The sequence below is a fragment of the Phycicoccus sonneratiae genome, from assembly GCF_016887965.1.
Taxonomy (GTDB): Bacteria; Actinomycetota; Actinomycetes; order Actinomycetales; family Dermatophilaceae; genus Phycicoccus; species Phycicoccus sonneratiae.
Window position 1 is genome coordinate 279,719 of the sequence record NZ_JAFDVD010000003.1, and the last position, 25,383, is coordinate 305,101.

29 protein-coding genes are annotated in these 25,383 nt (G+C 74.5%); 17 read left to right on the forward strand and 12 right to left on the reverse strand.

The features are described from left to right. The first annotated feature begins 15 nt into the window (after nt 1-15). Nucleotides 16-1,269, forward strand: a complete 1,254-nt coding sequence (fahA, locus tag JQN70_RS02055; protein WP_204129638.1) for a fumarylacetoacetase — start codon at nt 16-18, stop codon at nt 1,267-1,269. Here the strand turns inward: fahA and JQN70_RS02060 are convergent, their stop codons facing one another. After that, nucleotides 1,270-2,079 (reverse strand): RDD family protein, encoded by an 810-nt coding sequence (locus tag JQN70_RS02060; protein WP_204129793.1) that lies wholly within the window; start codon nt 2,077-2,079, stop codon nt 1,270-1,272. It lies immediately after the preceding gene. 80 nt (nt 2,080-2,159) lie between these two features. Between JQN70_RS02060 and JQN70_RS02065 the strand changes: the two genes are divergently transcribed. Both JQN70_RS02065 and JQN70_RS02070 read left to right on the forward strand, forming a co-directional pair. Then, nucleotides 2,160-2,993, forward strand: coding sequence for a DUF427 domain-containing protein (locus JQN70_RS02065; RefSeq protein WP_204129639.1), 834 nt, complete (start codon nt 2,160-2,162; stop codon nt 2,991-2,993). 70 nt (nt 2,994-3,063) lie between these two features. Beyond that, nucleotides 3,064-4,548, forward strand: coding sequence for an amino acid permease (locus JQN70_RS02070; protein ID WP_204129640.1), 1,485 nt, complete (start codon nt 3,064-3,066; stop codon nt 4,546-4,548). Nucleotides 4,549-4,624: 76 nt separating this feature from the next. Here the strand turns inward: JQN70_RS02070 and hppD are convergent, their stop codons facing one another. Further along, on the reverse strand, nt 4,625-5,863 hold the full coding sequence (hppD, locus tag JQN70_RS02075; RefSeq protein ID WP_204129641.1) for a 4-hydroxyphenylpyruvate dioxygenase: 1,239 nt from the start codon (nt 5,861-5,863) through the stop codon (nt 4,625-4,627). Nucleotides 5,864-5,970: 107 nt separating this feature from the next. Here hppD and JQN70_RS02080 point away from each other — a divergent pair, with 107 nt between their 5' ends. Beyond that, the gene (locus JQN70_RS02080) at nt 5,971-6,459 is read left to right on the forward strand and encodes an Lrp/AsnC family transcriptional regulator (RefSeq protein ID WP_204129642.1); all 489 of its coding nucleotides are present in this window, start codon (nt 5,971-5,973) and stop codon (nt 6,457-6,459) included. 13 nt (nt 6,460-6,472) lie between these two features. Here the strand turns inward: JQN70_RS02080 and JQN70_RS02085 are convergent, their stop codons facing one another. The 6 genes from JQN70_RS02085 to JQN70_RS02110 all read right to left on the reverse strand — a co-directional run bounded on the left by JQN70_RS02085 (nt 6,473) and on the right by JQN70_RS02110 (nt 9,764). Continuing rightward, nucleotides 6,473-6,772: a hypothetical protein gene (locus tag JQN70_RS02085; RefSeq protein ID WP_204129643.1), complete on the reverse strand. Its 300-nt coding sequence runs from the start codon at nt 6,770-6,772 to the stop codon at nt 6,473-6,475. Nucleotides 6,773-6,791: 19 nt separating this feature from the next. Then, nucleotides 6,792-7,121: a hypothetical protein gene (locus tag JQN70_RS02090; RefSeq protein WP_204129644.1), complete on the reverse strand. Its 330-nt coding sequence runs from the start codon at nt 7,119-7,121 to the stop codon at nt 6,792-6,794. Continuing rightward, on the reverse strand, nt 7,115-7,669 hold the full coding sequence (locus JQN70_RS02095; protein WP_204129645.1) for a hypothetical protein: 555 nt from the start codon (nt 7,667-7,669) through the stop codon (nt 7,115-7,117). Before JQN70_RS02095 ends, JQN70_RS02090 begins: the two co-directional genes overlap by 7 nt. An 11-nt stretch (nt 7,670-7,680) precedes the next feature. Further along, nucleotides 7,681-8,406, reverse strand: coding sequence for a hypothetical protein (locus JQN70_RS02100; protein WP_204129646.1), 726 nt, complete (start codon nt 8,404-8,406; stop codon nt 7,681-7,683). Then, nucleotides 8,403-9,032, reverse strand: a complete 630-nt coding sequence (locus JQN70_RS02105) for a hypothetical protein (RefSeq protein ID WP_204129647.1) — start codon at nt 9,030-9,032, stop codon at nt 8,403-8,405. The genes JQN70_RS02100 and JQN70_RS02105 overlap by 4 nt, the downstream gene beginning before the upstream one ends. Before the next feature lie 261 nt (nt 9,033-9,293). Beyond that, the gene (locus JQN70_RS02110; protein WP_204129648.1) at nt 9,294-9,764 is read right to left on the reverse strand and encodes a peptidase inhibitor family I36 protein; all 471 of its coding nucleotides are present in this window, start codon (nt 9,762-9,764) and stop codon (nt 9,294-9,296) included. A 143-nt stretch (nt 9,765-9,907) separates the two neighbouring features. On the opposite strand from JQN70_RS02110, the gene JQN70_RS02115 reads away from it, so the two are divergent. After that, nucleotides 9,908-10,234, forward strand: coding sequence for a DUF952 domain-containing protein (locus JQN70_RS02115; protein WP_204129649.1), 327 nt, complete (start codon nt 9,908-9,910; stop codon nt 10,232-10,234). On the opposite strand, the gene JQN70_RS02120 is transcribed toward JQN70_RS02115, so the two are convergent. Continuing rightward, the gene (locus JQN70_RS02120; protein ID WP_204129650.1) at nt 10,224-11,942 is read right to left on the reverse strand and encodes an aminotransferase class V-fold PLP-dependent enzyme; all 1,719 of its coding nucleotides are present in this window, start codon (nt 11,940-11,942) and stop codon (nt 10,224-10,226) included. The two genes, JQN70_RS02115 and JQN70_RS02120, sit on opposite strands and share 11 nt — an antisense overlap. Nucleotides 11,943-12,060: 118 nt before the next feature. Between JQN70_RS02120 and JQN70_RS02125 the strand changes: the two genes are divergently transcribed. The 8 genes from JQN70_RS02125 (at nt 12,061) to JQN70_RS02160 (ending at nt 19,132) form a co-directional block, all read left to right on the forward strand. Then, a complete protein-coding gene (locus tag JQN70_RS02125; RefSeq protein WP_204129651.1) occupies nt 12,061-12,489 on the forward strand; it encodes a nuclear transport factor 2 family protein in 429 nt (142 codons plus the stop codon). A 133-nt stretch (nt 12,490-12,622) separates the two neighbouring features. Then, nucleotides 12,623-13,252: a TetR/AcrR family transcriptional regulator gene (locus JQN70_RS02130; RefSeq protein ID WP_204129652.1), complete on the forward strand. Its 630-nt coding sequence runs from the start codon at nt 12,623-12,625 to the stop codon at nt 13,250-13,252. 25 nt (nt 13,253-13,277) lie between these two features. Beyond that, a complete protein-coding gene (locus tag JQN70_RS02135) occupies nt 13,278-15,869 on the forward strand; it encodes an MMPL family transporter (protein WP_204129653.1) in 2,592 nt (863 codons plus the stop codon). A 113-nt stretch (nt 15,870-15,982) separates the two neighbouring features. Then, nucleotides 15,983-16,300 (forward strand): hypothetical protein, encoded by a 318-nt coding sequence (locus JQN70_RS02140; RefSeq protein ID WP_204129654.1) that lies wholly within the window; start codon nt 15,983-15,985, stop codon nt 16,298-16,300. 10 nt (nt 16,301-16,310) lie between these two features. Next, nucleotides 16,311-17,297, forward strand: a complete 987-nt coding sequence (locus JQN70_RS02145) for an FAD:protein FMN transferase (protein WP_307835767.1) — start codon at nt 16,311-16,313, stop codon at nt 17,295-17,297. Then, nucleotides 17,294-17,857, forward strand: a complete 564-nt coding sequence (locus tag JQN70_RS02150) for a ferric reductase-like transmembrane domain-containing protein (protein ID WP_204129655.1) — start codon at nt 17,294-17,296, stop codon at nt 17,855-17,857. Before JQN70_RS02145 ends, JQN70_RS02150 begins: the two co-directional genes overlap by 4 nt. Further along, entirely contained in the window at nt 17,854-18,948 is a 1,095-nt protein-coding gene (locus JQN70_RS02155; protein ID WP_204129656.1) for an NADH-ubiquinone oxidoreductase-F iron-sulfur binding region domain-containing protein, read from the forward strand. Before JQN70_RS02150 ends, JQN70_RS02155 begins: the two co-directional genes overlap by 4 nt. Beyond that, nucleotides 18,932-19,132, forward strand: a complete 201-nt coding sequence (locus JQN70_RS02160) for a ferredoxin (RefSeq protein ID WP_204129657.1) — start codon at nt 18,932-18,934, stop codon at nt 19,130-19,132. The genes JQN70_RS02155 and JQN70_RS02160 overlap by 17 nt, the downstream gene beginning before the upstream one ends. A 22-nt stretch (nt 19,133-19,154) precedes the next feature. On the opposite strand, the gene JQN70_RS02165 is transcribed toward JQN70_RS02160, so the two are convergent. After that, a complete protein-coding gene (locus tag JQN70_RS02165) occupies nt 19,155-20,066 on the reverse strand; it encodes a LysR family transcriptional regulator (RefSeq protein WP_204129658.1) in 912 nt (303 codons plus the stop codon). Nucleotides 20,067-20,147: 81 nt separating this feature from the next. Here JQN70_RS02165 and JQN70_RS02170 point away from each other — a divergent pair, with 81 nt between their 5' ends. After that, entirely contained in the window at nt 20,148-20,315 is a 168-nt protein-coding gene (locus JQN70_RS02170; RefSeq protein WP_204129659.1) for a hypothetical protein, read from the forward strand. A 37-nt stretch (nt 20,316-20,352) separates the two neighbouring features. On the opposite strand, the gene JQN70_RS02175 is transcribed toward JQN70_RS02170, so the two are convergent. Beyond that, a complete protein-coding gene (locus JQN70_RS02175) occupies nt 20,353-21,048 on the reverse strand; it encodes an exonuclease domain-containing protein (RefSeq protein ID WP_307835768.1) in 696 nt (231 codons plus the stop codon). Next, nucleotides 21,045-22,916 (reverse strand): putative nucleotidyltransferase substrate binding domain-containing protein, encoded by a 1,872-nt coding sequence (locus JQN70_RS02180; protein WP_204129660.1) that lies wholly within the window; start codon nt 22,914-22,916, stop codon nt 21,045-21,047. Before JQN70_RS02180 ends, JQN70_RS02175 begins: the two co-directional genes overlap by 4 nt. A gap of 104 nt (nt 22,917-23,020) precedes the next feature. Between JQN70_RS02180 and JQN70_RS02185 the strand changes: the two genes are divergently transcribed. From JQN70_RS02185 to JQN70_RS02195, 3 genes are all read left to right on the forward strand, one after another. Beyond that, the gene (locus JQN70_RS02185; RefSeq protein WP_204129661.1) at nt 23,021-23,284 is read left to right on the forward strand and encodes a BatC protein; all 264 of its coding nucleotides are present in this window, start codon (nt 23,021-23,023) and stop codon (nt 23,282-23,284) included. After that, nucleotides 23,281-24,504: a cupin domain-containing protein gene (locus JQN70_RS02190; RefSeq protein WP_204129662.1), complete on the forward strand. Its 1,224-nt coding sequence runs from the start codon at nt 23,281-23,283 to the stop codon at nt 24,502-24,504. Before JQN70_RS02185 ends, JQN70_RS02190 begins: the two co-directional genes overlap by 4 nt. Before the next feature lie 97 nt (nt 24,505-24,601). Further along, nucleotides 24,602-25,369: a 3-hydroxybutyrate dehydrogenase gene (locus JQN70_RS02195; protein ID WP_204129663.1), complete on the forward strand. Its 768-nt coding sequence runs from the start codon at nt 24,602-24,604 to the stop codon at nt 25,367-25,369. The last annotated feature ends 14 nt before the right edge of the window (nt 25,370-25,383 follow it).

Consider the following 25,383-nt stretch of genomic DNA (forward strand, 5'->3'; position numbering starts at 1 on the left):
AAGGACCGACGCGCCATGACCTGGCTCGACCTGCCCGCCGACCACCCGTTCGGCCTCCACAACCTCCCCTACGGCGTGTTCAGCACCGCCGGCACCGAGCCCCGCGTCGGGGTCCGCGTCGGCGACCACGTGCTCGACGTCAGCGAGGTGGCCCGCATCGGTCGTGACGCGGTCGGCGTCGGCGACGGACCCGACCTCACCGCCGCGTGGGAGCGGCCGAGCCTCAACCCGTTCCTCGCCCTCGGCCGGGACGCCTGGACGACGGCCCGCGAGTGGCTCACCGCCGTCCTCACCGACGCGGTGCACGAGGAGCGCACCCGCCCGCACCTCGTGCCGCTCGCCGACGTGACGATGCACCTGCCGCTCGAGGTCGCCGACTACGTCGACTTCTACGCGAGCGAGCACCACGCGAGCAACGTCGGACGCATCTTCCGTCCCGACTCCGAGCCGCTGACCCCCAACTGGAAGCACCTGCCAATCGGGTACCACGGCCGCTCGGGCACCGTCGTCGTCTCCGGGTCCGACGTCGTCCGCCCCACCGGCCAGCGCAAGGCCCCCACCGACGCGGCCCCCACCTTCGGCCCGAGCGCCCGGCTCGACATCGAGGCCGAGCTCGGTTTCGTCGTCGGCGGCTCGACCGCCCGCGGCGACCGGGTCGCCCTCGAGGACGCCGACGACCACCTCTTCGGTGTCGTCCTCCTCAACGACTGGTCGGCCCGCGACCTCCAGGCCTGGGAGTACGTCCCGCTCGGGCCGTTCCTCGGCAAGTCGTTCGCGACGAGCATCAGCCCCTGGGTCGTCACCACGGACGCGCTGCGCGCGGCCCGCGTCCCGCTGCCCGGGCAGGACCCCGAGCCGCTCCCCTACCTGCGCGGCTCCGACGCCACCGCGGACGACCCCGGCACGGCGTGGGGGCTCGACGTGCACGTCGAGGTCGAGTGGAACGGCACCGTCGTCTCCCGGCCCGAGTACCGCGACATGTACTGGTCGCCGGCCCAGATGCTCGCCCACCTCAGCGTCAACGGCGCCTCGGTGCGCCCGGGCGACCTCTTCGGCTCCGGCACGATATCGGGGCCGGGGAAGGACACCCGTGGCTCGTTCCTCGAGCTCTCGTGGAGCGGCCGGGAGCCGGTGACCCTCGAGGACGGCTCTCAGCGCTCCTTCCTCGAGGACGGAGACACCGTCGTCCTGCGCGCGAACGCCCCCGGCCCGGACGGCTCGGTCATCGGCTTCGGCGAGTGCGTGGGGAGCATCCTCCCCGCCCGCTGATCAGCGCTTGAGGACGACGACGGTGTCGGCGACCTTGTCGTGCAGCGCCTGGCGCCGCGGGTCCCAGAGGAGCCAGGCGGGGTCGAGCACGGAGAGGAAGACCCCGGCGAGCCCGAGCACGGTGTTCAGCGAGAGCAGCTCGGTGACGACCTTGATGGCCTGCCGCCGCAGCGCGACGGGCAGGGTGACCGGACCGGCCGCGTCGACCGGCCGGACGACCGTGCCGAGCAGCATCTTCCCCGGTGTCGCCGAGCGCCACACGAGGAAGCCGACCTCGTAGACGAGCGCGACGGCGAGACCGACGAGGGTGACGGGCAGGGCCACCTCGGTCAGCGCGTTCTGGAGCGCCGCCTGGTCGGGCTGGGACCCCGGTCCACCCTCGAGCGCGGCCGCGAAGAAGTCCTCGAAGACGTCGAGGACCGGGCCGAGGAACGGCAACGACAGCAGCCCGCCGACGATGTTGACGAGGATCGAGTCGACGACGCGCGCGAGGAGCCGGCGCCACCACTCGGCGAGCACCGCGCCGTCCGGCAGCCGCTGCTCGCCCGGTCGGGCACCGGAGCCGGCGGGCGGCGCGGACCATCCGCCCTGGGGACCCGAGGCGTCGCCGGCCGGGCGACCCGCCGGGTGGCCGGCCGCAGCCCGCTCGGTGGCGGACGGGACCGCGGGCGAGCGCCCGATGGTCGAGGCGGCGGCCGTCGGCGAGACCTTCGTCGTCGTGTGCGCGGTCCAGACGATGCCGTCGAAGTACCGGAGCAGGTCCGGGTCGTCGGGGTCGTCGTACCACCCGGCGGCGGTGGGCGTCGTCATGGGCTCAGGGTCTCACGACGGGGGTCACGTGCCGGCGAGGCCCCGTTGACCCGGACGCCGCTCGGGCGGACGATCACCGGATGGCCCTGCACCTCGGACGGCACCACTCCTCGCTCCACGCCGAGCTCCGGTGGGAGCCGGTCACCCGCCGGGTGCGGGCGAGCCTGGACGGGCAGCCCGTGCTCGACACCACCGACGCCGCCCTCGTCTGGGAGCCGCGGCGCGTCGTGCCGATGTACGCGGTCCCCCGGGGCGACCTCGCCACCGTCCTCGAGGAACGCTCCCCCGCCACCCTCCCCGACCCGCTGCCGCCGGTGCTCGGGCCGGTGAACTTCGGCTGGCACACGACGCCCGGCACCTCGTACGACGTCGTCGTCGGCGACCGGCGCGTGCCCGACGCCGCCTTCGCCCCGGACGACCCCGACCTCGGCGGGCGGGTGGTTCTCGAGTGGGAGCCGTTCTCCTGGACCGAGGAGGCCCAGCCGGTCACCGGGCACCCGCACGACCCCTTCAAGCGCATCGACCTCCTCGCGAGCGATCGCCACGTCGTCGTCTCGGTCGGCCGCGTGACGCTGGCCGACAGCCGGAACGCCGTGGCGCTGTACGAGACCCACATCCCGGTGCGCTGGTACCTGCCGCCGGAGGACGTCCGCCTCGACCTGCTCGAGCCGAGCACCTCGAGGACCACCTGCGCCTACAAGGGCCACGCCCGCTACTGGTCGCTGCCGGCGCGCGACGGCGCCCCGGCCGTGGAGGACCTCGCCTGGTCCTACCCCGACCCGCTGCCCGAGGTGGCCGCGGTCCGCGACCTCGTCTGCTTCTACGCCGAGCGCACCGACCTGGTCGTCGACGGCGAGCCGGTCCCCCGGCCGGTCACGCCGTGGTCGTCACCGGCCGACCAGGAGCGCACCTGAGCCGTCCCACGCACCGGATGCCCCAGCACCCAGCGCGCGGTCCCGCGAGGCGCGGTCATAGGGTCGCCGGATGAGCGACGACTCCTCCGTCCTGCGCACCAAGCCCGTCGAGGACGTCCTGGCCCAGGCGGGCGGACCCGACGGCGAGGGCGGTGACGACGCCCACGGCCCCGGCCGGCTCACCCGTCGTCTCGGACCGTTCGACCTCATGGGCTTCGGCATCGGCATCGTCATCGGCACCGGGATCTTCACCCTCACCGGCATCGAGGCCAAGAACCACGCCGGCCCCGGCGTCGTCATCTCCTTCCTCATCGCCGGGGCGGTCAGCCTGCTCGCCGCCCTCTGCTACGCCGAGCTCGCCTCCGCCGTACCGACCGCCGGGTCGGCGTACACGTACGCGTACGCGACGATCGGCGAGGTGTTCGCCTGGATCATCGGCTGGGACCTCATCCTCGAGTTCGCCCTCGGCGCCTCGGTGGTGGCCCGGGGCTGGTCCGGCTACCTCCAGGAGCTCTTCGACCTGCCGACCTCGGTCTTCGGGGAGCAGTCGGTCGTCAACGTCGGGGCGATCGCCATCGTCCTGCTGCTCGGCGTCGTCGCCGTCGTCGGCATCCGCGAGAGCGCGCGGGTCACGAACACCCTCGTCGTCGTCAAGGTCGCGGTCTGCCTCTTCGTCGTCGTCGCCGGCGCCTTCTACGTCAAGGCGGCCAACCTCTCCCCGTTCATCCCGCCGGCCCGGCCGGTGGAGGAGGGCACCTCGGGCCTGAAGCAGCCGGTCAGCCAGGCCCTCTTCGGCATCGAGCCCACGGCCTTCGGGTTCGCCGGCGTGCTCACCGCGGCGGCCGTGGTCTTCTTCGCGTACACCGGCTTCGAGGCCGTCGCGAACCTCGGCGAGGAGACGAGGAAGCCGCACCGCGACCTGCCGCTCGGCCTGCTCGGGACGCTCGCCGTCTGCACCGTGCTCTACGTCGGGGTCTCGCTCGTCATCACCGGGATGGTCCCGTTCGACGAGCTCAACGAGGGGGCGCCCATCGCCAGCGCCTTCGAGGCGGTCGGGGCCGGCTGGGCCTCGGTGCTCGTCTCCATCGCCGCGGTCGCGGGGCTGACCTCGGTCATCCTCGTCGACATCGTCGCGATGGGCCGGATCGGCTTCTCGATGGGCCGCGACGGGCTCATCCCCCGCTCGGTGGCCGCCGTCCACCCCCGCTGGGGCACGCCGTGGAGGATCACGCTGATGACCGTCGTCCTCGTGGCCGCGCTCGCCGGGTTCGTCCCGCTCACGGCGCTGGCCGACCTCGTGTCCATCGGGACGCTCTTCGCGTTCGTCGTCGTCTCCATCGCGGTGCCGATCCTGCGGCGCACCAAGCCCGACCTGCCGCGCCCGTTCCGCACGCCCCTCTCCCCGGTGGTGCCGGTCGTGTCGGCGCTCGCCTGCGTCTACCTCATGAGCAACCTGTCGCTCGAGACCTGGCTGCGCTTCGCGATCTGGATGGTCCTCGGCTTACTCGTGTACTTCCTCTACGGCCGCCGGCACGCCCGCCTCAACGCCTCCTGACCCCGGCACACGCCGACGGCCCGGCCCCCGCGAAGGGGACCGGGCCGTCGTGCGTCGTGGCGAGGGGCGCTGTGCCTCAGAGGTTCCCGCGCTTGTCCTGCTCGCGCTCGATGGACTCGAAGAGGGCCTTGAAGTTGCCCTTGCCGAAGCCGAGCGAGCCGTGCCGCTCGATGATCTCGAAGAAGACGGTCGGGCGGTCGCCGAGCGGCTTGGTGAAGATCTGGAGGAGGTAGCCGTCCTCGTCGCGGTCGACGAGGATCTTGCGGGACTTCAGCTCCTCGATCGGCACGCGGACCTCGCCGATGCGGGCGCGCATCTCGGGGTCGTCGTAGTAGGCGTCCGGGGTGTCGAGGAACTCGACGCCCTCCTTCCGCAGCTCGTCGACGGTGCGCAGGATGTCGTTCGTCGCGAGCGCGAGGTGCTGGGCCCCGGGGCCCGAGTAGAACTCGAGGTACTCGTCGATCTGGCTCTTCTTCTTGGCGACGGCCGGCTCGTTGAGCGGGAACTTCACCCGGTGGTTGCCGTTGGCGACGACCTTCGACATCAGCGCCGAGTAGTCGGTGGCAATGTCGTCGCCGATGAACTCGGCCATGTTCACGAAGCCCATGACCTTGTTGTAGAACGCGACCCATTCGTCCATCCGGCCGAGCTCGACGTTGCCGACGATGTGGTCGAGGGCCTGGAAGAGCCGCTTCGGGGCGCCGTCGCGCTTGACGAAGCTCGACGAGGCCGCCACGTAGCCGGGCAGGTACGGGCCCTCGTAGGTCCGGCCGTCGACGACGCGCTGGACGAGGCTGTGCCGGGTCTCGCCGTAGGTGGCGATGGCGGCGACGCGGACGGTGCCGTGCTCGTCGGTGAGGTCCTCGGGCTCCTGGAGGACGGTGGCGCCGGCGCGGCGGGCCTGTTCGACGCACTTGTCGACGTCGGGCACCTCGAGCGAGATGTCGACGACGCCGTCGCCGTGGGCGGCGTGGTGCGCGATGAGCGGGCTGTCCGGGGTGACCGCGCCCTTGACGACGAAGCGGATGGAGCCGGACTTGAGGACGAAGGCCTTGTGGTCGCGCGTGCCGTTCTCGGGGCCTGTGTAGCCAACGAGCTCCATGCCCCAAGCGCTCTGGTAGTAGTGCGCGGTCTGGGTCGCGTTGCCGACGACGAAGACGATGGCGTCCCACCCGGTGACGGGGAACGGGTCGGTGCTCTCGTCGTACTCGACGAGGCCGACGAGCTGCTTGAGCTGCTCGAGGTCGAGGTCGGCCTCGCGCTCGGCGTCGGTGAGGTCGAGGGGGCTGGCGGACGTCGTCGTCGTGTCAGTCATCCCGCCACTGTCCGTGTGCTGGTCGCGATGTGCAACCAGACCACGACACGGTGGTCACGATGCGCATGCTGTTGCCTCAGGAGGGTGCCGTACTGGACGATGTGACCATGGCCAGAACGGACGGGGTGGACACGCTCGACGCCCGCATCATCGCCCTCTTCACCGACGACCCGCATGTCGGGGTGCTCGGCGCCTCGCGCACCCTCGGGGTCGCCCGCGGCACCGTGCAGGCCCGGCTCGACCGGCTCCAGGAGCGCGGGGTCATCCGCTCGTTCGCGCCGCAGGTCGAGCCCGCGGCCCTCGGCTACCCGGTGACGGCGTTCTGCACCCTCGAGATCAGCCAGCGGCAGGGCCACGAGCCGGTCGTCGCCCACCTGTCGGCCATCCCCGAGGTGCTCGAGATCCACTCGATCACCGGGGTCGGCGACCTCGTCGTGCGGGTCGCGGCGCGCGACAACGCCGACCTCGGACGGGTCATCGACGAGATCATCGACGACGTGCACGTGCTGCGCGCGAACACCGCGATCTGCCTCGTCACCCACCTCGCGCACCGCACCGGCCCGCTCGTCGACTCCGCGGCGACCGACGCCCGCTGAGGCCCCGCCCGGCTCAGGCGACCAGCCACGGGACGACCGCCGCGGCGATCATGACCAGCCCCGGCAGCGCGAGCACCCCCGGCGTCAGGTCCGTCGAGGCTCCCGCGTCGATCCGGCGGCTCCGGCGCACGACGACGACGGCGGCAGTCGCCCAGCCGGCCAGTCCGGCGACCGCGCCCAGCCAGAACGCCACGTGCCCGAGGACCACCCCGGCCCAGATGAGCAGGGCCACGAGGAGCGGGTAGGCGAGCAGCGCCAGGACGAAGCGGTAGCCGGACCACCCGGCGTGCCACGCGTTGCGAGCCAGGCTCACGTCCCCACCGACCCCGGCCTCAGAGCAGCGCGTTGCTCGTCATGAACGCGGCCCAGACCGAGCCGATGACGAGCAGCGACCCGACGAGCATCCACAGTCCCCCGCGCTGTCCGCGCTGGGCCCAGCGGCGCTGCGCGAGGTAGACGCAGACGACGCCGAGGAGCGCGACCGGCACCCCGGCCCAGAGTCCCGGCAGGTCGGCGACGACCGCGATCGTGCCGTAGGCCGCCGCGAAGAAGAGACCGACGGCCATCATGACGACCATCCCGATGCGGGAGCGGGCGTCGTGGTACGGGCTGGGCGGCGGCAGGGCCTGCTCGTCCGGCCCCGGCCCGTCGCCGGTCACCATCGGCCGGGGTCCGGGACGTCGGGGCCCGGACGGTGCGGCCCGGACCGGGGCCAGGTCTCGCCCGGCCGCACCGGGGGCTCGGCGTCGGAGGCCGGGCCGAGGCTGTCCCACTCGCCGGGGCGCTCGGCGGGGTCGCGACCCTCGGCGACGGAGCGGTAGAGGGCGGCGAACTCCGGGTCCTCCTGCTCGAGCCGGTCGATGGCCGTGCGCCACGCCGCGACCGTCTCGCCGCGCACCTCGACGGCGCTCCAGTGCTGGTCGACGTCGCTCATCACCGCGCGCCACGTCGTCTCGTCGCGGTCGATGCGCTCCTGGACGACGCGCCGGGCCCGTCCGAGCTCTCCCGCACGCGCTCGGCGCTCCTCCTCGTCGGCCTCGCGCTCGAGCTCGGCGCGGGCCTGCGCGAGCTCCGCGCGGCCGCGGGCGATGCTCGCCTGCGCGCGGTCGACCTCGGCGAGCACCACGGCGAGGTCGTCCTCGCTGCGGCGCGCCGCGGCCTCGGCCTGCGCGAGCACGCCCTCGGTGTCGTACTGGTCCCGGTCGGGCACGTCTCCTCCTCCTAGAACCCGGCGTCGGCGGTGCTGTCGACGTGGCCGCCGGCCTCGCCCTGGGCACCGGCCACGCCGAAGGCGAGCACCGCGTTGACCCCCGACATCACGGTGGCCATGATGCCGCACGCCTCGAGGACCGCCGGGATCACCTTGCCGAGCGTCTCGATGAGCTTGATGGCCTCCTTGACGTAGCCGATGGCCTTCCGGATCATCCCGCCGCCGGTGAGGATCTCCTTGGCGATCTTCGCGGCGCTCATCGACAAGATGATGTCCTCGGCGAGGCCGATGAGCCCGAAGACCCCCTCGACCACCTTCGAGGTCGCCTCGAGCATGTTGCCGAGCTGGCGCGACATCAGCCCGGCGGCGGTGCCCTGGCGGGTGTGGGCGTTGCCGAGCCGGCGCATCCGGCGGGCGGCCTCGCGGGCGTCGTCGCCCCGCCAGGTCGCCGGCACCGCGGCCGCCATCGCGTGGTAGTTCGAGCCGACGACGCCGAGGGCGGTGCCGGCCTGCTTCCAGTTCGAGCGCATCTCGTCGACGGCGTTGAAGTCGCCGATGAGGGGCTCGGACAGCTTCTCGACGGGCGAGAAGCCGAGGACCTTCTCGACCACCCAGTCGATGGCCTGGACGATCGGGCCGAGGTTGCCCTTGGCCTCGTCGATCATCTGCCCGAGCGCGTCGGAGTCCGTCGCCAGGTCCAGGTACGCGGTGGGGTCGTCGATCGTGAGGGTGCTCATCGCCCGTGCTTCCTCTCGAAGTCGCGGTAGTCGTCGAGGTCGTTGCCCGCGTCGTTCCCGCTCTGCGCGATCTCGACGGTGGACTGGCCCTCGCCGATCAGGTCGATGGGCGAGAGGGGGTTGAGACCCTTGGGGCCGTCGTCCCACGGGTTCTGCGGGACGTGCGGGAAGTGCTGCTTGCCGGCCTCGTTCATCACGTCGATGAGGCCGCCGGTGCCCATCGCGAGGTTCTTCTCGCCCTTGGAGATCCCGGGCTCCCCACCCGCCAGCGGCACGGGCGAGGGCAGGCCGACGGTCGGCAGCCCGACCCGGCGGACCTCGAGCTCGAGGCCCCGCAGGCCGTCGGCGGCCTCGATGTCGCGGTCGTGGTAGGTCCTCGCGTTGGCGCGCACCGTGTGGGCCACGCGGCGAGCCGACGCCGGGCCGGTCTCGAGCCCCTCCTGGGCCGTCGAGAGCGCGTCGGTGTAGTCGCCGCGGAAGATGGCCATGAAGCCCGAGAACGCGCCGACGTCGCTGCACCCCCGCTCGACGAAGACCTTCACCGCCCGGAGGTACCGGCGCTGGTCCGCCCCGGCCGTCGCCAGCGCGTCCATCCCCGCGTAGTCGACCTCGATGTGGCCCGTCACGTCGTCCTCCCCGTTCTCGGCACCGAGCGGCTCCACCGCGCCCGGTCGACCGAGCGTGTCAGAGCACGCGGTCGCGGCGCGATGGGGAGCACTCCCCCGGCAGTGGGGGGGGGCGCCCCCCCCCCCGGGGGCCCCGGCCCGGGGCCCCGGCCCGCCCGGGGGGGTGGCGGGGGGGCGGGGGGGGGGGGCCCCCCCCCCCCCCCCACCCGCCGCCGCCGGGGGGGGGGGGGCCCCCGCCCCCCCGACGTGGGTGGCGCGCGGTCAGCGCAGGACGATGTAGTCCCCCTGGCAGGCGTAGTACGCGGCACCCGGGTTGCGCGGCGGGACGAAGTGGAGGGCCGGGCGGAGCGAGGAGACCCGGTTGTCCCAGGTGAAGCCGTCGCGCGGGTCGATGATGTTGACGATCGAGGCCTTCTTGCCCGCGGGGACCATCATCGCGTGGCCGCCCTGGTTCTTGTACTGGTAGACGCACCAGGGCTCGCTGTCGTGGTTGTAGACGTAGCTCGCCTTGTCGTCCATCTTGCCGCCGAGAGCCACCCCGAGGTCCGAGGTGCCCTTGGCGAAGCTGCCGTACATGCCGGTGGCGTCGCCGTACTGCCAGATGCACATCCGGCCGTAGTCGCACTGCGACGTCGACGCCGAGGCGGGCGCCGCGAGCGGCACGGCGGCCGCGAGGGCGGCCGTGGCCACCGCCGCCCCGAGGCCCAGCCGGGTCTTCGTGAAGATCGTCATGTCGTACCCCCTTGTCGGCCCACCCGGTCGGTGGGCAGGTCCCCGGTCTACGCGGGACCGCTGCGAGGACGCTGCTCGCGCGCTGCGACCGCCGGGTGGGCCCCGGGTCGCCGGGGCGCCGTCCGCATGGCACCGTGGTCGCCGTGACCGACCTCCTCTTCCACGTCGCCGACGCCTCCGAGTGGGAGGCGGCCCGCGCCGTCGGCCGCTACGAGCGCTCGACCCGGGGGCTTTCCCTCGCCGAGGTCGGCTTCGTGCACCTGTCCACCGCCGACCAGTGGCCGGCCGTGCTCGAGCGCTTCTACTCCGACCACCACGGCGAGCTCGTGCTGCTCACCGTCGACCCGTCACGGCTCTCGGCGCCGGTGCGCTGGGAACCCCCGCACGAGGACTCCGACGAGCTCTTCCCGCACCTCTACGGCCCGCTCGAGGTCGGCGCCGTGACGACCGCCGGACCGCTCAGCCGCTGACGACCGCGCCGTCCGGCAGGTCGAACCACCGGAGGTGCTCGAAGTCGGCCGAGACGTGGCCGTCGCCGCGGGCGAGGTCGGGGGGCGTCGCGGCCTCGAGCAGCCGGGCCGCCTCGCGCAGGTGCTCGGCGAGCATCTCCTCGCCGCCGCGCGCGACGGAGCGCGGCATCGTCACGGTGCCGTCGTCGCCGTAGACGACGTCGCCGAGGCGCACCGGCGGCTCGACGACCCCCCGACGGTGGCGCCACATCCCGGTCTCCGGGCAGAACGTGTAGTCGCCGAGCAGCCGCCAGCCGTCGCGGGCCACCATCCGCACCGCCTCGACGACGTAGTCGGCGACGGCGTCGGAGAGGAAGTAGTTGAAGTTGACCCGCACCCAGCCGGGCTTGATGCCCTCGCAGCCGCCGGTGATCTCGCGCTCGAACTCGTGGCTGCGCTCGAGGTCGATGCCGAGCAGCCGGTGCCCATACGGCCCGGCGCAGGAGCACCCGCCGCGCGACTGGATGCCGAAGAGGTCGTTGAGCAGCGCGACGACGTAGTTGTGGTGCAGGTGGCTGCCGGACGGCGAGCGCACGACGAACGAGACGATGGACAGGCGGGGCGCGTCGAGGTTGCCGAGGATCTCCAGGCCCGGCTCGTCGCGCCAGGCCCGCACGGCCCGCTCGAGGAAGCGCTCCTCGCGGGCCCGGATGGTCTCGACGCCGACGGCCTCCTTGAGCTGGAACACCAGCCCGGCGCGCACCGACTCGATGATCGCCGGCGTGCCGCCCTCCTCCCGGTGCGCGGGGTCCGGGAGGTAGGCGTGGTCCTCGGGGTTGACGTACGCGACCGTGCCGCCGCCCGGCGTCACGGGCACGCGGTTGGCGAACAGCTCGCGGCGGGCGACGAGCAGGCCGGGCGTCGACGGCCCGCCGATGAACTTGTGCGGCGAGAGGAACAGGGCGTCCTTGTAGGACAGCGGGTCGCCGCCGGCGGGCGCGGTCATCTCGATGTCGACGTACGGGCCGGCGGCGGCGAAGTCCCAGAACGCGAGCGCGCCGTGCCGGTGCAGCAGCGCGGAGATGCCGTGGGTGTCGCTGACGATGCCGGTGACGTTGCTCGCCGCGCTGAACGAGCCGATGCGCAGCGGCCGGTCGGCGAACTCCTCGAGGCGGGCCCGCAGGTCGTCCTGGTCGATCCGGCCGTCGGCGTCCTCGCGGATGGTCACGACGTCGGCGATGGTCTCGCGCCACGGGATCTCGTTGCTGTGGTGCTCGTAGGGCCCGATGAAGACGACCGGTCGCTCCTCGGCGGGCACGTGCCGCGACAGGTGCCAGCGGTCCTCGAGCGCGCTCGGGAGGCGCAGGCCGAGGACGCCGATCAGCTTGTCGATGGCGCCGGTGCACCCGGACCCGGCGAAGACCACGACCGTGTCGTCGTCGCCGTGGACGGCCTCGTGGATGATCCGGCGCGCGTCCTCGCGCAGGCGGGTGGTCTGGAGCCCGGTGCCGCTGGACTCGGTGTGCGTGTTCGCGTAGGCGGGGAGCACCTCGTCGCGGAGGAAGTCCTCGATGAAGGTCAGCGCCCGACCGCTCGCGGTGTAGTCGGCGTAGGTGACGCGGCGCGGCCCGTAGGGGGTCTGCATCACGTGGTCCTCGCCGATGACCGACTCCCGGATGCGGCGCAGCAGCGCCTCCGCCCGTCCCGACCCCTCGGTGCCCTCGACCATGCCCCTCAGCGTCCCACGCGCACCGGCCGGCCGGGCGGTGCACCGGCCCGGGCGCGCCTCGCATCCGAGACGCGCGGGGCCCTCGCCGTCGGACCCGGTGCGGGCGTACCGTCGGGCCATGGGCTCGATCCACGAGCGGCTGGTGGCAGCGCAGAACGCCCACGACCCCCACGCGTTCGCGGCCCTCTTCGCCGACGACTACGTCAGCGAGCAGCCGGCCCACCCGGGGCGTGCGTTCACCGGCCGGGCGCAGGTCCGCGAGAACTGGACGGCCGTCTTCGCGGGGGTCCCCGACTTCCGTGCCGAGCTCGTCGCGGTGGCCGGCGACGGTGAGGTCGAGTGGGGAGAGGTCGCCTGGTCCGGCCACCACGTCGACGGCTCCGAGTTCGCCATGAGCGGGGTCATCGTCGCCACGCTCCGTGACGGTCTCATCGCGTCGGCGCGGCTGTTCGTCGAGCCCCTCGAGCGCGGCGGCGACATCGCGACGGCGGTCGAGGAGACCTACCGGCCCCCGACGGCCCGGCCGGAGGGCGCCGGGGTCGGGTGACACGCAGGCCGTCGACCCGCGACGTCCGCGTGTCCCCGGACCTCGACGAGTGGCCGACGCCCGCCGCCGTCGCACCCTCCTGCATCGACGTGCAGATTTGCACGGCCGTGCACATCGCATCTACGCTGATCCCGTGACCCGAACCCCCTCCTGCGTCCTCCCGTCGCTGCGCGACCGCAAGCGCGAGCAGACCCGCCGCGCCATCTCGGCCGCCGCGTACGCGATCGTGCGCGACGAGGGCGTCGACGCGGTGACCGCCGAGGCCGTCGCCGACCGGGCCGGGGTCTCGCGCCGGACGTTCTTCAACTACTTCCCGTCCGTCGAGTCCGTCATCACCGCGAGCGTCTCCGACTTCTTCGTCGCCCTGAGCGCCCGGCTGCAGGAGCGTCCAGCCGGCGAGGACGTCCTCGTCAGCGTGCTCGCCGTCGTCGACGACCCGGGCGACCTCTCCCTCGTCGAGCGGATCGGCGTGCTGGCCACGGCCGGCGAGACCTCGCCGCACGCCAAGGGCCTCATCCTCGCCGAGTTCCACACCTGGCTCGACTGGTTCGAGGCCTGGCTGCGCGAGCGCGTCGGCCCCGGCCCGAGCGACCTGCACGTCGCCACCCTCGCCGCGGCGGTCCTCGGCTGCGGGGAGGCCTCGATCCGCGTCTGGTCCAAGGCCGTCGTCGCCGGCGAGCAGCCGCCCGCGTTCCACGTCGTCCTCGCCGAGTCCCTCGGCCACCTGCGCTCCGGCCTGCTCGCCGGCACCCCCGTCGCCTGACCCGCCCCCATCCCGGAAGGCCCCGATGTCCACCGCCCTGTACCGCCTCGGCCGCTGGTGCGCCGACCACGCCTGGCGCGTCGTCGCCCTCTGGCTCGTCGTCCTCGCCGTCGCCGGCACCCTCGCCGGGACCGTCGGCCGCCCGCTGACCAACCAGGTCTCCATCCCGGGCACCGAGTTCGAGCGCGTCGTCGCGCAGCTCGGCACCGAGATCCCCTCCGCAGCAGGAGGGTTCGGCCGCGTCGTGCTGACCAGCGACTCCGGGGCGTTCACGGACGAGCAGAAGCGGGCCATCACCGAGGCGATGGACGCGTGGACGACCGTGCCGCACGTCGAGCGCGTCGTCGACCCCTTCGCCGCGCAGCAGCAGATCGACGAGTCCGCGCAGCGGCTCGCCGACAGCAAGGCCCGGCTCGACGACGGCCGCGCCCGGCTCGAGAGCGGGACGCAGCAGCTCGCCGACGCCAAGGGACAGCTCTCCGGCGGCGAGGCCTTCCTCGCCCAGCTCGAGAAGTCCGACCCCGACGGTCAGGCGACGGCGGACCTGCGGGCCCAGGTCGAGGACGGCCGGCGGCAGGTGGCCGAGGGCGAGAAGAAGCTCGCCGACGCCCGCGAGCAGCTCCTCGCCGGCGAGGCCCAGTACGCCGACGGCCTGGCGGTCGCCGAGGCCTCCTCCGGCACCCGGCTGGTCAGCGAGGACGGCCGCTCCGCCGTCGTCCAGGTGCAGTTCGACGACAACGCGCAGTCGATCGCGCCGGAGGACCGCGCGCTCATCCCCGAGAAGGGCGACCCGGTCCTCGAGGCGGCGGGCGTCACGCCGAGCTACAGCGTCGAGATCACCCAGGCGCTGGAGTTCATCGGTCCCGGCGAGATCCTCGGCCTCGCCGTCGCGCTGCTCGTCCTCGTCCTCGTGCTCGGCAGCCTCGTCGCGGCCGGCCTGCCGCTGCTCGTCGCGCTCCTCGGCGTCGGCGTCGGCCTCGGCGGCGCGATGGCCGCGACGGCCCTCGTCGAGCTCAACTCGACGACCCCGGCGCTCGCCCTGATGCTCGGCCTCGCCGTCGGCATCGACTACGCCCTCTTCATCGTCAACCGGCACCGCGCGAACATCCTCCACGGGATGCCGCTGCGCGAGTCGGTGGCCCGCTCGGTCGCCACCGCCGGCTCGGCCGTCACCTTCGCCGGCGCGACCGTCGTCATCGCCCTCGCCGCCCTCGTGCTCTCCGGCATCCCGATCCTCGCCGAGATGGGCCTCGTCGCCGCGGCGACCGTGGCCGTGTCGGTCCTCGTCGCCGTCACCGTCGCACCGGCCGTCATGCGGCTGATGGGCACGCGCATCGTCTCCCGGCGAGCCTGGCGCAGAGCCGGATTCGCCACTCCCGGCGATGCCGCCAGCCGGCCGGCCGAGGCGACCGACCGCCCCGAGGAGCACGGCGCCTGGTACGTCTCCGCGGTCACCCGGCACCCGTGGCTCACCGTGCTCGGAGTCTTCGCCCTCGTCGGCGTCATGGCGATCCCGGCGGCGGACATGCGCCTCGGCCTCCCCGACGGCGGCAGCGAGCCCACCGGGTCCAGCGCCTACACCGCGTACACCGCCGTCGCCGACGAGTTCGGCCCGGGCATGAACGGCCCGGTCGTCGCGGTCGCCGAGCTGCCGGCCACCGACACCCCCCGCTCCGACGCCCAGGTGCTCGACGCCCAGGCGACCATCGCCTCGGCCCTGCGCGGGGTCGACGGCGTCGTCAGCGTCGTCCCCTTCGGCGTCAGCGACGACAAGGAGACCCTCGCCTTCCAGGTCGTGCCGAGCACCGGCCCGGCCTCCGAGCAGACGCCCGCGACGGTCGACGGCATCCGCCGCGCCGCCTCGCTGCTCGAGCGGCACGACGGCATCGAGATCGGCCTCACCGGCCAGACGGTGGCGAACATCGAGATCTCCGACCGGCTCCAGGGCGCCCTGCCGGCCTACCTCGCGGTCGTCGTCGGTCTCTCGCTGCTCATCCTCATGGTCGTCTTCCGCTCGGTCGTCGTGCCGCTCGTCGCCACCGGCGGGTTCCTCCTCACGGTGGCGGCGGCCTTCGGCGCGACCGTCGCGGTGCACCAGTGGGGCTGGCTCGGCGACTGGTTCGGTGTCACCCAGCCCGGGCCGATCCTCAGCTTCATGCCGATCATCCTCATCGGCGTGCTCTTCGGCCTCGCGATGGACTACCAGATGTTCCTCGTCTCGGGGATGCACGAGTCGCGCGCCCACGGCGAGGACTCGCGGACGGCGGTGCGCTCCGGCTTCGTCCACGGCGTCAAGGTCGTCACGGCCGCGGCGATCATCATGACCTCGGTCTTCCTCGGCTTCGCGTTCAGCCACCTCGTGATGGTCCGGCCGATCGGGTTCGGCCTCGCGGTCGGAGTGCTCGTCGACGCGTTCGTCGTCCGGATGACGCTCACGCCGGCGGTCATGCACCTGCTCGGCGACCGGGCCTGGTGGATCCCGCGCTGGCTCGACCGGCGCCTCCCGGACCTCGACGTCGAGGGGCTGCGGCTCGCCGAGCACCTCGCGGCCCGGGACGCCGAGCGCGCGCCGGCCGCCGAGCCGGTCCCGGAGCCGGAGACCGCCGGCACGCGCTGACGGCGGCGCCGGGCGAACCCACAGAGGTGGCACCGGGCGGGCACAGGGGCGGCACAGCCTCGGGCCGGATGGTCGAGGGGTACGCAGGACCCCGACCTCCGAAGGTGATGACGATGCCCCGCACCCCCCGAGCCCTCCAGCGGGCCAGGACCTGGACGGCCGGTGCGCTCGCGGCCGCCGCCCTGACGACCGGTGTCGCGGGGTACCACCTCGCGACGTCGCAGTCGACGACGACGGCCGCGGCGGCCACGACCTCCGACGACTCCTCGTCCTCCTCCGGCACGTCCGGCACCACCTCGTCCGGCTCGGACGACTCCGGGTCGTCGTCGTCGTCCTCGTCGGACTCCTCCGGCACCTCCGGGTTCTCCGCCTCCGGGTCGGTGTCCTCCGGCAGCGGGTCGTCGAGCCAGTCGACGACCCACGGGTCCTGAGGATCGCGCCGTGGGCACCGCCCTGCGCGACCGCGCCCCCGCCCCGCCGACCGCGACGACGGTCGCGGCGATCGGGACCACGGTGCGGGTCGTCGTCACCGACCCCCGGACCCTCGCCGAGGCCGAGGCGCTCACCCGCGACCACCTCGTCGCCCTCGACCGCGCGGCCTCCCGGTTCCGCCCCGACTCCGAGGTGAGCCGGCTGGCGGCCGCGGCGACCTCCAGCCGCGCGGGCGCGCTCGCGTCACCGGTGCTCGCGAGCAGCCTGCGGGCCGCCCTGCGCGCCGCGCGCCTCACCGACGGCCTCGTCGACCCGACGGTCGGCCGGGCGGTCGCCGCCAGCGGGTACGACGACGACCTCGCCGTCGTCCGGTCGCGGACCGCCGCGGACCGGCCCGCGGGGGAGGTCCCGGGCTGGCGCTCGGTGACCATCGACCCCGTCACGGACCGGGTCGAGGTCCCCGCCGGCTGCCTGCTCGACCTCGGGTCCACCGCGAAGGCGCACGCGGCCGACGAGGTCGCCCGTCACCTCGCCGGCCGGCTCCCCGGCGGCTTCCTCGTCGACCTGGGCGGCGACATCGCGCTGGCCGGCACGACGCCCGACGGGCGGTGGCAGGTCGGCGTCGAGGACGCCGAGGGGCGGGTCGTGCAGGTCGTCGGCCTGCGCTCGGGCCAGGCCGTGGCGACGAGCTCGACCCGCCTGCGCACCTGGGTGCGCGCCGACGGCGGCACCGCGCACCACATCGTCGACCCGCGCACGGGGCGCACCGCCCCGGCCACCTGGGCGCAGGTGACGGTCGTCGCCGCGAGCGCCCTCGAGGCCAACGCCGCCTCGACCGCCGCCGTCGTGCTCGGTGAGGACGCCCCCGTGTGGCTGGCGCGGCACCGGCTGCCGGCCCGCCTCGACACCGGTCGCGACGTCGTCACGACCCCCGGCTGGCCCGCCCCGACCGGGCGCATCCCGACCCGTCCGACCCCCGAGGTGGTGGCGTCGTGAACGAGCTCCTCTGGTACCTCTCCCGCGGCACCGGTGTCGCGAGCATCGCCCTGCTGACGGCGGTCGTCGTCCTCGGCACGGTCACCTCCGGTCGGCGCCGCCCGCACGGCGAGTCCGCGACCGTCGTCATGGCCGTCCACCGCTGGCTCTCGCTCGGGATGGTGGCCTTCCTCGGCGTCCACGTCGCGACGGCCGTCGCCGAGACGTACGTGAGCATCGACGCCATCTCGGCCGTCGTGCCGTTCACGAGCGGCTACGAACCCTTCTGGGTCGGCCTCGGCACGCTCGCCCTCGACCTGCTCGTCGCGGTCGTCGCCACGTCGTGGTTGCGCCACCGGATCCCCGAGCGGGCTTGGCGCGCAGTGCACTACGCGGCGTACGGCCTGTGGCCGATGGCCTTGGTGCACGGCTTCGTCCTCGGCACCTCCGACCAGCCGGGGCTCCGGCTCGTCACCGCGGCGTGCGGCGTCGTCGGGGTCGGCGCGGTCCTCTGGCGGCTGCTCGCCACGCACGCGGACCGCGAGCGGCGCGAGGTCGTCGTCGGGGGTGAGTGGACGTGAGCCTCGTCGACGACCTGCACGCCGCCGGGCTCACCGGCCGGGGCGGCGCCGCGTTCAGCACCGGCGTCAAGGTGCGCGCGGCCCACGACCACGGGGCCCACCTCGTCGTCAACGCGTGCGACGGGGAGGTCGGCGCCGCGAAGGACGCCCACGTCGTCGAGCACCACCTCGACGAGCTCCTCCGCGGTGCGGCGCTCGTGGCCCACGGCCGCCGGCGGTCCATCACCTTCGCCGCGCACCGCGGCTCGCGGACGGCGGCCCTGCTCGCCGCCGGGGGCGCGGACGTCCTCGAGGTGCCCGGGCGGTACGTCTCCTCCGAGGAGACCTCACTCATCTCCTTCGCCAACGGCGGGCTGGCCCGGCCGATGACCAAGCGCCGACCGTTCGTCATGGGCGGCCGCGACGCCGCGGGGCGGCGCATCCCGGCCACGGTGGTCCTCAACGCCGAGACCGTGTGGCGCATCGCCCAGGTCGAGGCGCACGGACCCACGTGGTTCCGCTCGTTCGGCACCGAGGACGAGCCCGGCCCGCGCCTCGTGACGCTCACCGGGGCGGTCCGGTGGCCGGGGGTCCTCGAGACCCAGGCGGGTGTGACCCTCGCGAGCCTGCTCGACGCCGCGGAGCCGGCCGACGGGGCGCAGCACCTGGTCGTCGGCGGCCTGGGCGGTGTCGTCCTCACCGCCGACGAGGCTCGCGGGCTGCGGTGGGCGACACCGTACCTCGCACGGTTCGGAGGGTCCCTCGGGCCCGGCATCGTCGACGTCCTCGACCCGACGCGCTGCCCGCTGCGGACCGTCACGCGCTACCTGCGCTACGCCGCCGGCGAGACGGCCGGCCAGTGCGGGCCGTGCATGTTCGGCGTGCCCGCCGTCGCCGCCGCGTGGGACCGGCTCGTGGAGAACCCGACCGGCGCCGCCCTCGACGACGTCCGCCGCCACGCGGGGCTGCTGCCGGACCGGGGCGCCTGCCGCTTCCCCGACGGGGTCGGCCGGTTCGCCGCCTCGGCCCTGCGGGCGCTGCGGCCCCATCTCGCGGCGCACGCCGCGGGGTCGTGCCCGACGGAGGGAGCCCGCCGTGTCCAACCCGCCTGAGCTGCGCGTCGACCGGGTGGCCTGCACCGGCCACGGCCTGTGCGCCACCCTGCTCGAGGGCCGCTTCCGCCTCGACGAGTGGGGCTACCCCGTCGTCGACGACGCCCGCGTCGGGCGGGCCGAGGGCGAGCGCGCCGTCACCTTCTGCCCGGCCCGCGCCCTCTACTGGTCCGACCGCCCCTGACGCCGGGCGCGGCGGCAGGGTGTCAGCGCACCCGCCGGCGGGGCATCGTGCTCGGGTGGGCGATGAGGTCCTGGAGCAGCTGGACGGCCCGCTCGGTCGGTGCCGTCGAGGCACCGAGCCGGCGCACGACCGCCGACAGGTGGCGCACCGGTGCCGGCGGCGCGATGTCGACGCGCACGACGTTCGCCGGAAGGCCGCGCGCCGCGAGCCCCGGCATCACCGAGACGCCGACCCCGGCCGCGACGAACCCGATCGCGGTGTGGTGGTCCTGGGCCTGCACCGTGAAGCGGGGGCGCAGGCCGACCGCCGCGCACGCCGCGACGAGCAGCCGGTGCCCGACGGCGCTCGGGTAGTCGTTGCTCACCCAGGTCTCGCCGCGCAGGTCGGCGAGCGCGATCTCGTCCTCCCCCGCGAGCGGGTGGTCGCGCGGGAGCACGGCGACGAACGGGTCCTCGGTGAGGTCGACGCGGCGCAGGCCGGCCGGCACCGGGGTGTCCGGCGGGTCGATGGCGAGGTCGAGGTCGGGGCGCGGCCCGCGCTGCTCGACCTCGTTGAGTCGCAGCTCGAGGACGAGGTCGGGGTACTCCGCGGAGAGCCGGCGCACGAGGGCGGGCATCCAGGCCGAGCCGGCGGAGGCGAAGTAGCCGATGGACAGTCGCCCCGACCGGCCGTCGCGCAGGTCGGAGACGACCTGCTCGAGCCGGTCCCACTGGCTCATCGGCTCGTCGCTCTGGGCGTCGAGGACGAGGGCGTCCTCGGTGGGGACGATGCCCCGTCCGGCGCGCTGGAAGAGGGTCAGGCCGGTCTCTCGCTGGAGCGCCGCGAGGTGCTGGCTGACGGCCGAGGAGGTGAGGCCGAGGTTGTCGGCCGCAGCCTGGACGGAGCCGCTCGCGACGACCGAGCGGAAGACGGTGAGACGGTGCGGGTCGAGCATGGCCAAATGTTAAGCCACACTGCGGGATGCTGAAGTGAAGTCACGTTGTGCTGAAGCATCACGAGGCGGATCATGGACGTCATGAACACCGCATCGCTCTCCGTCCAGAAGGCCCGCGCCCTCGCGGCCGGGCTCCGCACCAACCGCACCGCCGGCCGTGGGTGGACCAGCCACGTCGACCGCGACCTCGTCCGCGAGGCCAACGAGCTCTACGTCCTCTCGCAGTCCGGCCTCCCGCGTCACATCTGAGCACCCCCCGGGGGCCCAGCAGCACGCAGACCGACCCTCACGCCACGACGTGGCGGAGGGTCGTCGTCGTCTCCGGGGTCCGTGCCTCGAGGGCGGCCCGCTGCGCGAGGTAGAGCTCGGCACAGGCGAGCGCGTCGGTGAGCGCCTCGTGGGCGCGGTACACCGGGAGGCCGTAGCGCGCGCGGGCGGTCCAGAGGCGCAGCGCCCCCGGGTCGGACGCGGCGTCCCATCCCCCGCCGAGGGCCCGGCGCTCCAGCTCGAAGGTGTCGACGACCTCGAGCGGCAGCCCCGCGCCCCACAGCCGCCGGCACGCGGCGCCGAGGAACTCGGTCTCGATGCGCGCGAAGTGCGCGAGGAGCACCCGCCCGGCCAGCGCCCCCAGCAGCGCCGCGACGACCTCCTCGAGGGGTATCCCCCGCGCGAGCGCGTCGTCGGTGAGGCCGTGCACGGTGGCGCTGCGGCCCACCTCCCCGGCGTCGGACACGACGTGCCCGCCGGCCCCGCCGAGGTCGATCCGTCCCCCGTCGACCGGGACCCACCCGACGGAGAGCACCCGGTCGGTCGTCGCGTCGAGGCCGGTCGTCTCGATGTCCACGGCGAGGAGGGGCAGGTCGCGCAGGGCGGTGTCCGGGCCCGGCCCCGGCGCCGTGAGCAGGTCGCGGAGCGGACCGGGGGCTGCCTTCCGCGCGGCCCGCTCGCGCCGGGCGGCGGGCGAGCGGCGCAGCACGCTCACGAGACGAACTGGGTCTGGTACGCCCGGCCGAGCGACTGCTGCGCCGAGCGGACGATCGCGAAGGCCTCGCGCAGGTGGCGCTTCTCGAAGCTCGACAGGTCGGCCGGCGAGACGAAGTTGTCGGTCGGGAGGCCGGCCCGCACCTGGGCCGACTGGTGCCGGAGCCGGACGTAGCCGAGGAACTCGAAGGCGTCGCGCAGGTCGCCCGCGAGCTCGTCGCCGACGACCCCGGCCTCACGCACCGCCTCGAGGCGGGAGCGCGTGTTGACGGCCGCGACCCCGGTGGCCAGGGCGTGGACGCGGGCCAGCTCGACGACGGGCAGCAGGCCGCCGCGCTTGATGTCGAGGGTGTCCTTGTGCACCCCCTCCTTCTCGAGGACGAGGCCCCGGAAGAAGCCGAGCGGGGGCTCGTGGGAGGCGGCCTGCCGGGCGAGGTGGGTGAGGTAGGTGCGGGCTCCCGGCGCCGCCCCGAGGACGAACTGCCGGAGCCGGGCGTGGAGCGACTCCTCGCCGTGCACCGGCCGCATGTCGAAGACGATCGAGGAGTGCAGCACCGCGTCCGGGGTCGGGGCGGCGAACCATCCCGCGAGCTCGCGGCGCCACTGCTCGAGCGGCCGCCGCCACCGCGGGTTCGTCGCCATGACGTCGCCGGCGCAGCGCGGGTAGCCGCAGCGGACGAGGGCGCCGGTGACCCACTCGGCGAGGTCCTCGAACCACGCGAGGCCGTCCTCGTCGACGGCGTCGTCGACGATCATCGCGTGGTCCTGGTCGGTGGCCAGGGCCTGCTCGAGGCGGGCCCGCGAGCCGAGAGCCACCCAGCAGTACGGCACCGGCGGCGGCCCGAGCACGGCCTCGGCGAGGAAGAGGACCCGCCGCTCCACCGCGTCGCCGACGGCCGTGACGACCCGGCCGATGTCGTCGGCGGAGGCGTCCTGCTCGACGAGGGCCTGCACGACGCGGGGCAGCCGGGAGGCCGCCCGGGCGACCCCCTCGACGTCGGGCTGCTTCGCGACGTCGCCGGCGAGGTAGACCGGGTTGGCCTCCTCGAGGCGCAGCAGGTCGGTCGTCGTGACGACCCCGGCGGGACGCCCCCCGACGTCGAGCACCGGCAGGTGGTGGATGTGCCGGCTCGTCATCGCGAGGAGGGCCTCGAAGGCGAGCGCCTCGACCGACCCGGTGACCGGGTCGGCGGTCATCACCTCGGTGACCGCGACGTCCGGGTCGACGCCGGCGGCGAGCACGCGGGTGCGCAGGTCGCGGTCGGTGACGATGCCGGCGAGCCGTTCGCCGTCCATGACGAGGAGCGAGGAGACCCCCTGGTCGGACATCACCTCGGCCGCCTCGCGGATGCTCGCCGTCGTGACGACGGAGACCACGTCGCGCCCGACGAGCTCGCGCACGGTCGTCCGGAGGATCGCGCTGCCCGACGTGGACACCTGGAGCTCGGCGACCGCTCCCCGCATCCGGCTGCGGCGCTGGGCGTCGTAGAAGGCGTCGAAGTCCGCGTGCTCGCGGCACAGGGCGTGGAAGTCGTCCTCGGGCAGCAGGAGCACGAGGCAGTCCTCGATGGCGGTGACCGAGAACGTCGACGGGTTGCCCTGCGTCAGGGTGATCGAGCCGAACGACGAGCCGGCCTCACCGCGGTCGACGAGGGTGCCCTGCGCGTCGTGCACGTCGGCGGCACCGGAGCGCAGGACGTGGAGGTGGTGGTTGTCCGCGCCCCGGGCGATCAACTGCGAGCCGCGGCGGACGTACTCGAGGCCCATCCGGCGCGGGAGGCCCGAGAGCACCTCGGGCGGCAGCGCGGAGAAGGGCTCGTGGGCGGCGAGGAAGTCCCGGACCTCCGCCAGCTCGACGTCGAGGGCCATGGGCTCATGGTCCCAGCCGCGCACGAGCCCCACAACAGCACGCTGACCTGCTGGAATGACGGGACCCGGTGCCAGCAGGGCGCCGACGACGAAGGGTGGGCACGATGAGCGAGAACCCGACCGAGGGCCCGGCCGACAGCGGCGCCGGCGAGCCCGCCGTCCCCGGCGAGCACGACGGCGGCGCCGACGGCGGTGCCGGCACCGAGGGTCCCCAGGACAGCGGCGCGGGCGACCCGGGCACCCCGGGCGAGCACGACGGTGGCGCGGACGGCGGGGCCGAGGGCCCGGCCGACAGCGGCGCCGGCGAGCCCGCCGTCCCCGGCGAGCACGACGGCGGCGCGGACGGCGGGGCGGACGCCTCGCAGTGACCGACCCCGCCGCACCCGAGCCCCCGGGCGGTGCCGACGGCGCCGCCCGGGGGCTCGCTGCGCTCTGCGCCGTGCCCCGCGAGGAGTTCGCGTCCGGGTACTGGGGACGCCGGCCGCTGCTGACCCGGGCCGAGGAGCTGCCCTCCCCCACCCACGGATTCGACGCCGACGCCGTCGACGAGCTGCTCTCCCGCCGGGCGCTGCGCACCCCCTTCCTCCGGATGGCGCGTGACGGCGCGACCCTCGACGCCCGGGAGCTCACCCTCGGCGGTGGCGTCGGCGCGGCCGTCGGCGACCAGGTGAGCGAGGACAAGGTGCTGCGCCTGTTCGCCGACGGCGCGACGATCGTCCTCCAGGGGCTGCACCGGTCGTGGGAACCGGTCTCCCGCAGCGCTCGGTCCCTGGCCGCCGACCTCGGCCACCCCGTGCAGGTCAACGCCTACGTCACGCCGCCGCAGAACCGCGGCTTCGACGACCACTACGACGTCCACGACGTGTTCGTCGTGCAGGTCGAGGGCGAGAAGCACTGGCGGGTCCGCCCACCCGTCCTCGACCTCCCGCACCGCGGCGAGCCGTGGACCGACCGGCGCGAGGCGGTCCGCGAGGCCGCCGCCGCCGAGCCCGTCCTCGACGCCGTCCTGCGCCCCGGCGACTGCCTCTACCTTCCGCGGGGGTGGCTGCACTCCGCGACCGCGCTCGGCGGCACGAGCATCCACCTGACCTTCGGCGTCCACGTGTGGACCGGCCGCACGCTCGCCGACGACCTGCTCGCCGCGGTCGGGCGCCGGCTCGACGACGACCCCGCGCTGCGGGCGGCGCTGCCGGTGGGGGTCGACGCCCTCGACCCGGCGACGACGCCTCGGGCCCGGGACGCGTTGCGCGACAGCGTGGTCCGCGCCCTCGACGCGGTGACAGACGAGGAGCTCGCGGCGGCGCTGGCCCGGCGGGTGCGCGCGGCCGAGCGGGCCGAGCCGATCGGCGTGCTGGCCCAGCACCGGTCCGCGGCGGCGCAGGTCGGTCCGCGCTGGCGGGTGCGGCAGGGCCTGGCCGGCCGGTGGGAGGGCGAGGTCCTCGTCAGCCGGGTCGGGCGGTTCACCGCCGGTCCGGGGGAGCGTGCGGTGGTCGAGGCGGTGCTCGCCGGGGGGTCGGGTGCCGACGCGCTGCCCGAGGACCTCCGGCGCCGCCTCGTGCTCGCGGGCCTGCTCGTCCTCGACGCCTGACCGCTCGCCGACGGGTGCGGGCGGCACACGGATCTGCATCGATTGTGGGCCGCCGACACACCGGCGGTCCCCGACGGCCGCCCTAGCGTCGCCTGCCATGACCGACCTGCAGGCCACCTCCTCGCCCGACCTCTCCGGGCGCACCGCCCTCGTCACCGGGGCCGCGAGCGGCATCGGGGCGGCCGTCGCGCTGGCCCTCGCCGGCGCCGGGGCCAAGGTCCACGCGGTCGACCGGGACGCGGAGGGCCTCGACCGGCTCGACACCGACGGCGTGCAGCCCCTCGTCGCCGACCTCGCGGACCTCGACGGCCTCGCCGGCCTCCCCACCGACGTCGACGTCCTCGTCAACAACGCCGGCATCCAGCACGTCAGCCCGCTCGAGGACTTCCCCGTCGAGCGCTTCGACCTCATCCTCGACCTCATGCTCGCCGCGCCCTTCCGGCTCGTCCGGCAGTCCCTCCCGCACATGTACGCACGCGGCTGGGGCCGGGTCGTCAACGTCTCGAGCGTCCACGGCCTGCGGGCCAGCGCGTACAAGGCCGCCTACGTCACGGCCAAGCACGGCCTCGAGGGGCTGTCGAAGGTCACCGCGCTCGAGGGCGGCCCGAAGGGCGTCACGTCGAACTGCGTCAACCCAGCGTACGTGCGGACCCCGCTCGTGGAGAAGCAGATCGCCGACCAGGCCCGCAGCCACGACATCCCCGAGGACGAGGTCGTCGAGTCGGTGATGCTCGCGCCGGTCGCCGTCAAGCGGCTCGTGGAGCCCGAGGAGGTCGCCGCGCTGACCCTCTTCCTCTGCGGGCCCGCGTCGGCCTCGGTCAACGGTGCCTCGTTCGCGATGGACGGCGGGTGGACGGCGCACTGAGCGCCGACCGGCGA

Coding starts and splice junctions, on each gene's coding strand:
- fahA (WP_204129638.1), top strand. CDS start 16: ATGACCTGGCTCGACCTGCCCGCCGACCACCCGTTCGGCCTCCACAAC.
- JQN70_RS02060 (WP_204129793.1), bottom strand. CDS start 2,079: ATGACGACGCCCACCGCCGCCGGGTGGTACGACGACCCCGACGACCCG.
- JQN70_RS02065 (WP_204129639.1), top strand. CDS start 2,160: ATGGCCCTGCACCTCGGACGGCACCACTCCTCGCTCCACGCCGAGCTC.
- JQN70_RS02070 (WP_204129640.1), top strand. CDS start 3,064: ATGAGCGACGACTCCTCCGTCCTGCGCACCAAGCCCGTCGAGGACGTC.
- hppD (WP_204129641.1), bottom strand. CDS start 5,863: ATGACTGACACGACGACGACGTCCGCCAGCCCCCTCGACCTCACCGAC.
- JQN70_RS02080 (WP_204129642.1), top strand. CDS start 5,971: ATGGCCAGAACGGACGGGGTGGACACGCTCGACGCCCGCATCATCGCC.
- JQN70_RS02090 (WP_204129644.1), bottom strand. CDS start 7,121: ATGGTGACCGGCGACGGGCCGGGGCCGGACGAGCAGGCCCTGCCGCCG.
- JQN70_RS02100 (WP_204129646.1), bottom strand. CDS start 8,406: ATGAGCACCCTCACGATCGACGACCCCACCGCGTACCTGGACCTGGCG.
- JQN70_RS02110 (WP_204129648.1), bottom strand. CDS start 9,764: ATGACGATCTTCACGAAGACCCGGCTGGGCCTCGGGGCGGCGGTGGCC.
- JQN70_RS02120 (WP_204129650.1), bottom strand. CDS start 11,942: ATGGTCGAGGGCACCGAGGGGTCGGGACGGGCGGAGGCGCTGCTGCGC.
- JQN70_RS02125 (WP_204129651.1), top strand. CDS start 12,061: ATGGGCTCGATCCACGAGCGGCTGGTGGCAGCGCAGAACGCCCACGAC.
- JQN70_RS02135 (WP_204129653.1), top strand. CDS start 13,278: ATGTCCACCGCCCTGTACCGCCTCGGCCGCTGGTGCGCCGACCACGCC.
- JQN70_RS02140 (WP_204129654.1), top strand. CDS start 15,983: ATGCCCCGCACCCCCCGAGCCCTCCAGCGGGCCAGGACCTGGACGGCC.
- JQN70_RS02165 (WP_204129658.1), bottom strand. CDS start 20,066: ATGCTCGACCCGCACCGTCTCACCGTCTTCCGCTCGGTCGTCGCGAGC.
- JQN70_RS02170 (WP_204129659.1), top strand. CDS start 20,148: ATGAACACCGCATCGCTCTCCGTCCAGAAGGCCCGCGCCCTCGCGGCC.
- JQN70_RS02180 (WP_204129660.1), bottom strand. CDS start 22,916: ATGGCCCTCGACGTCGAGCTGGCGGAGGTCCGGGACTTCCTCGCCGCC.
- JQN70_RS02185 (WP_204129661.1), top strand. CDS start 23,021: ATGAGCGAGAACCCGACCGAGGGCCCGGCCGACAGCGGCGCCGGCGAG.
- JQN70_RS02195 (WP_204129663.1), top strand. CDS start 24,602: ATGACCGACCTGCAGGCCACCTCCTCGCCCGACCTCTCCGGGCGCACC.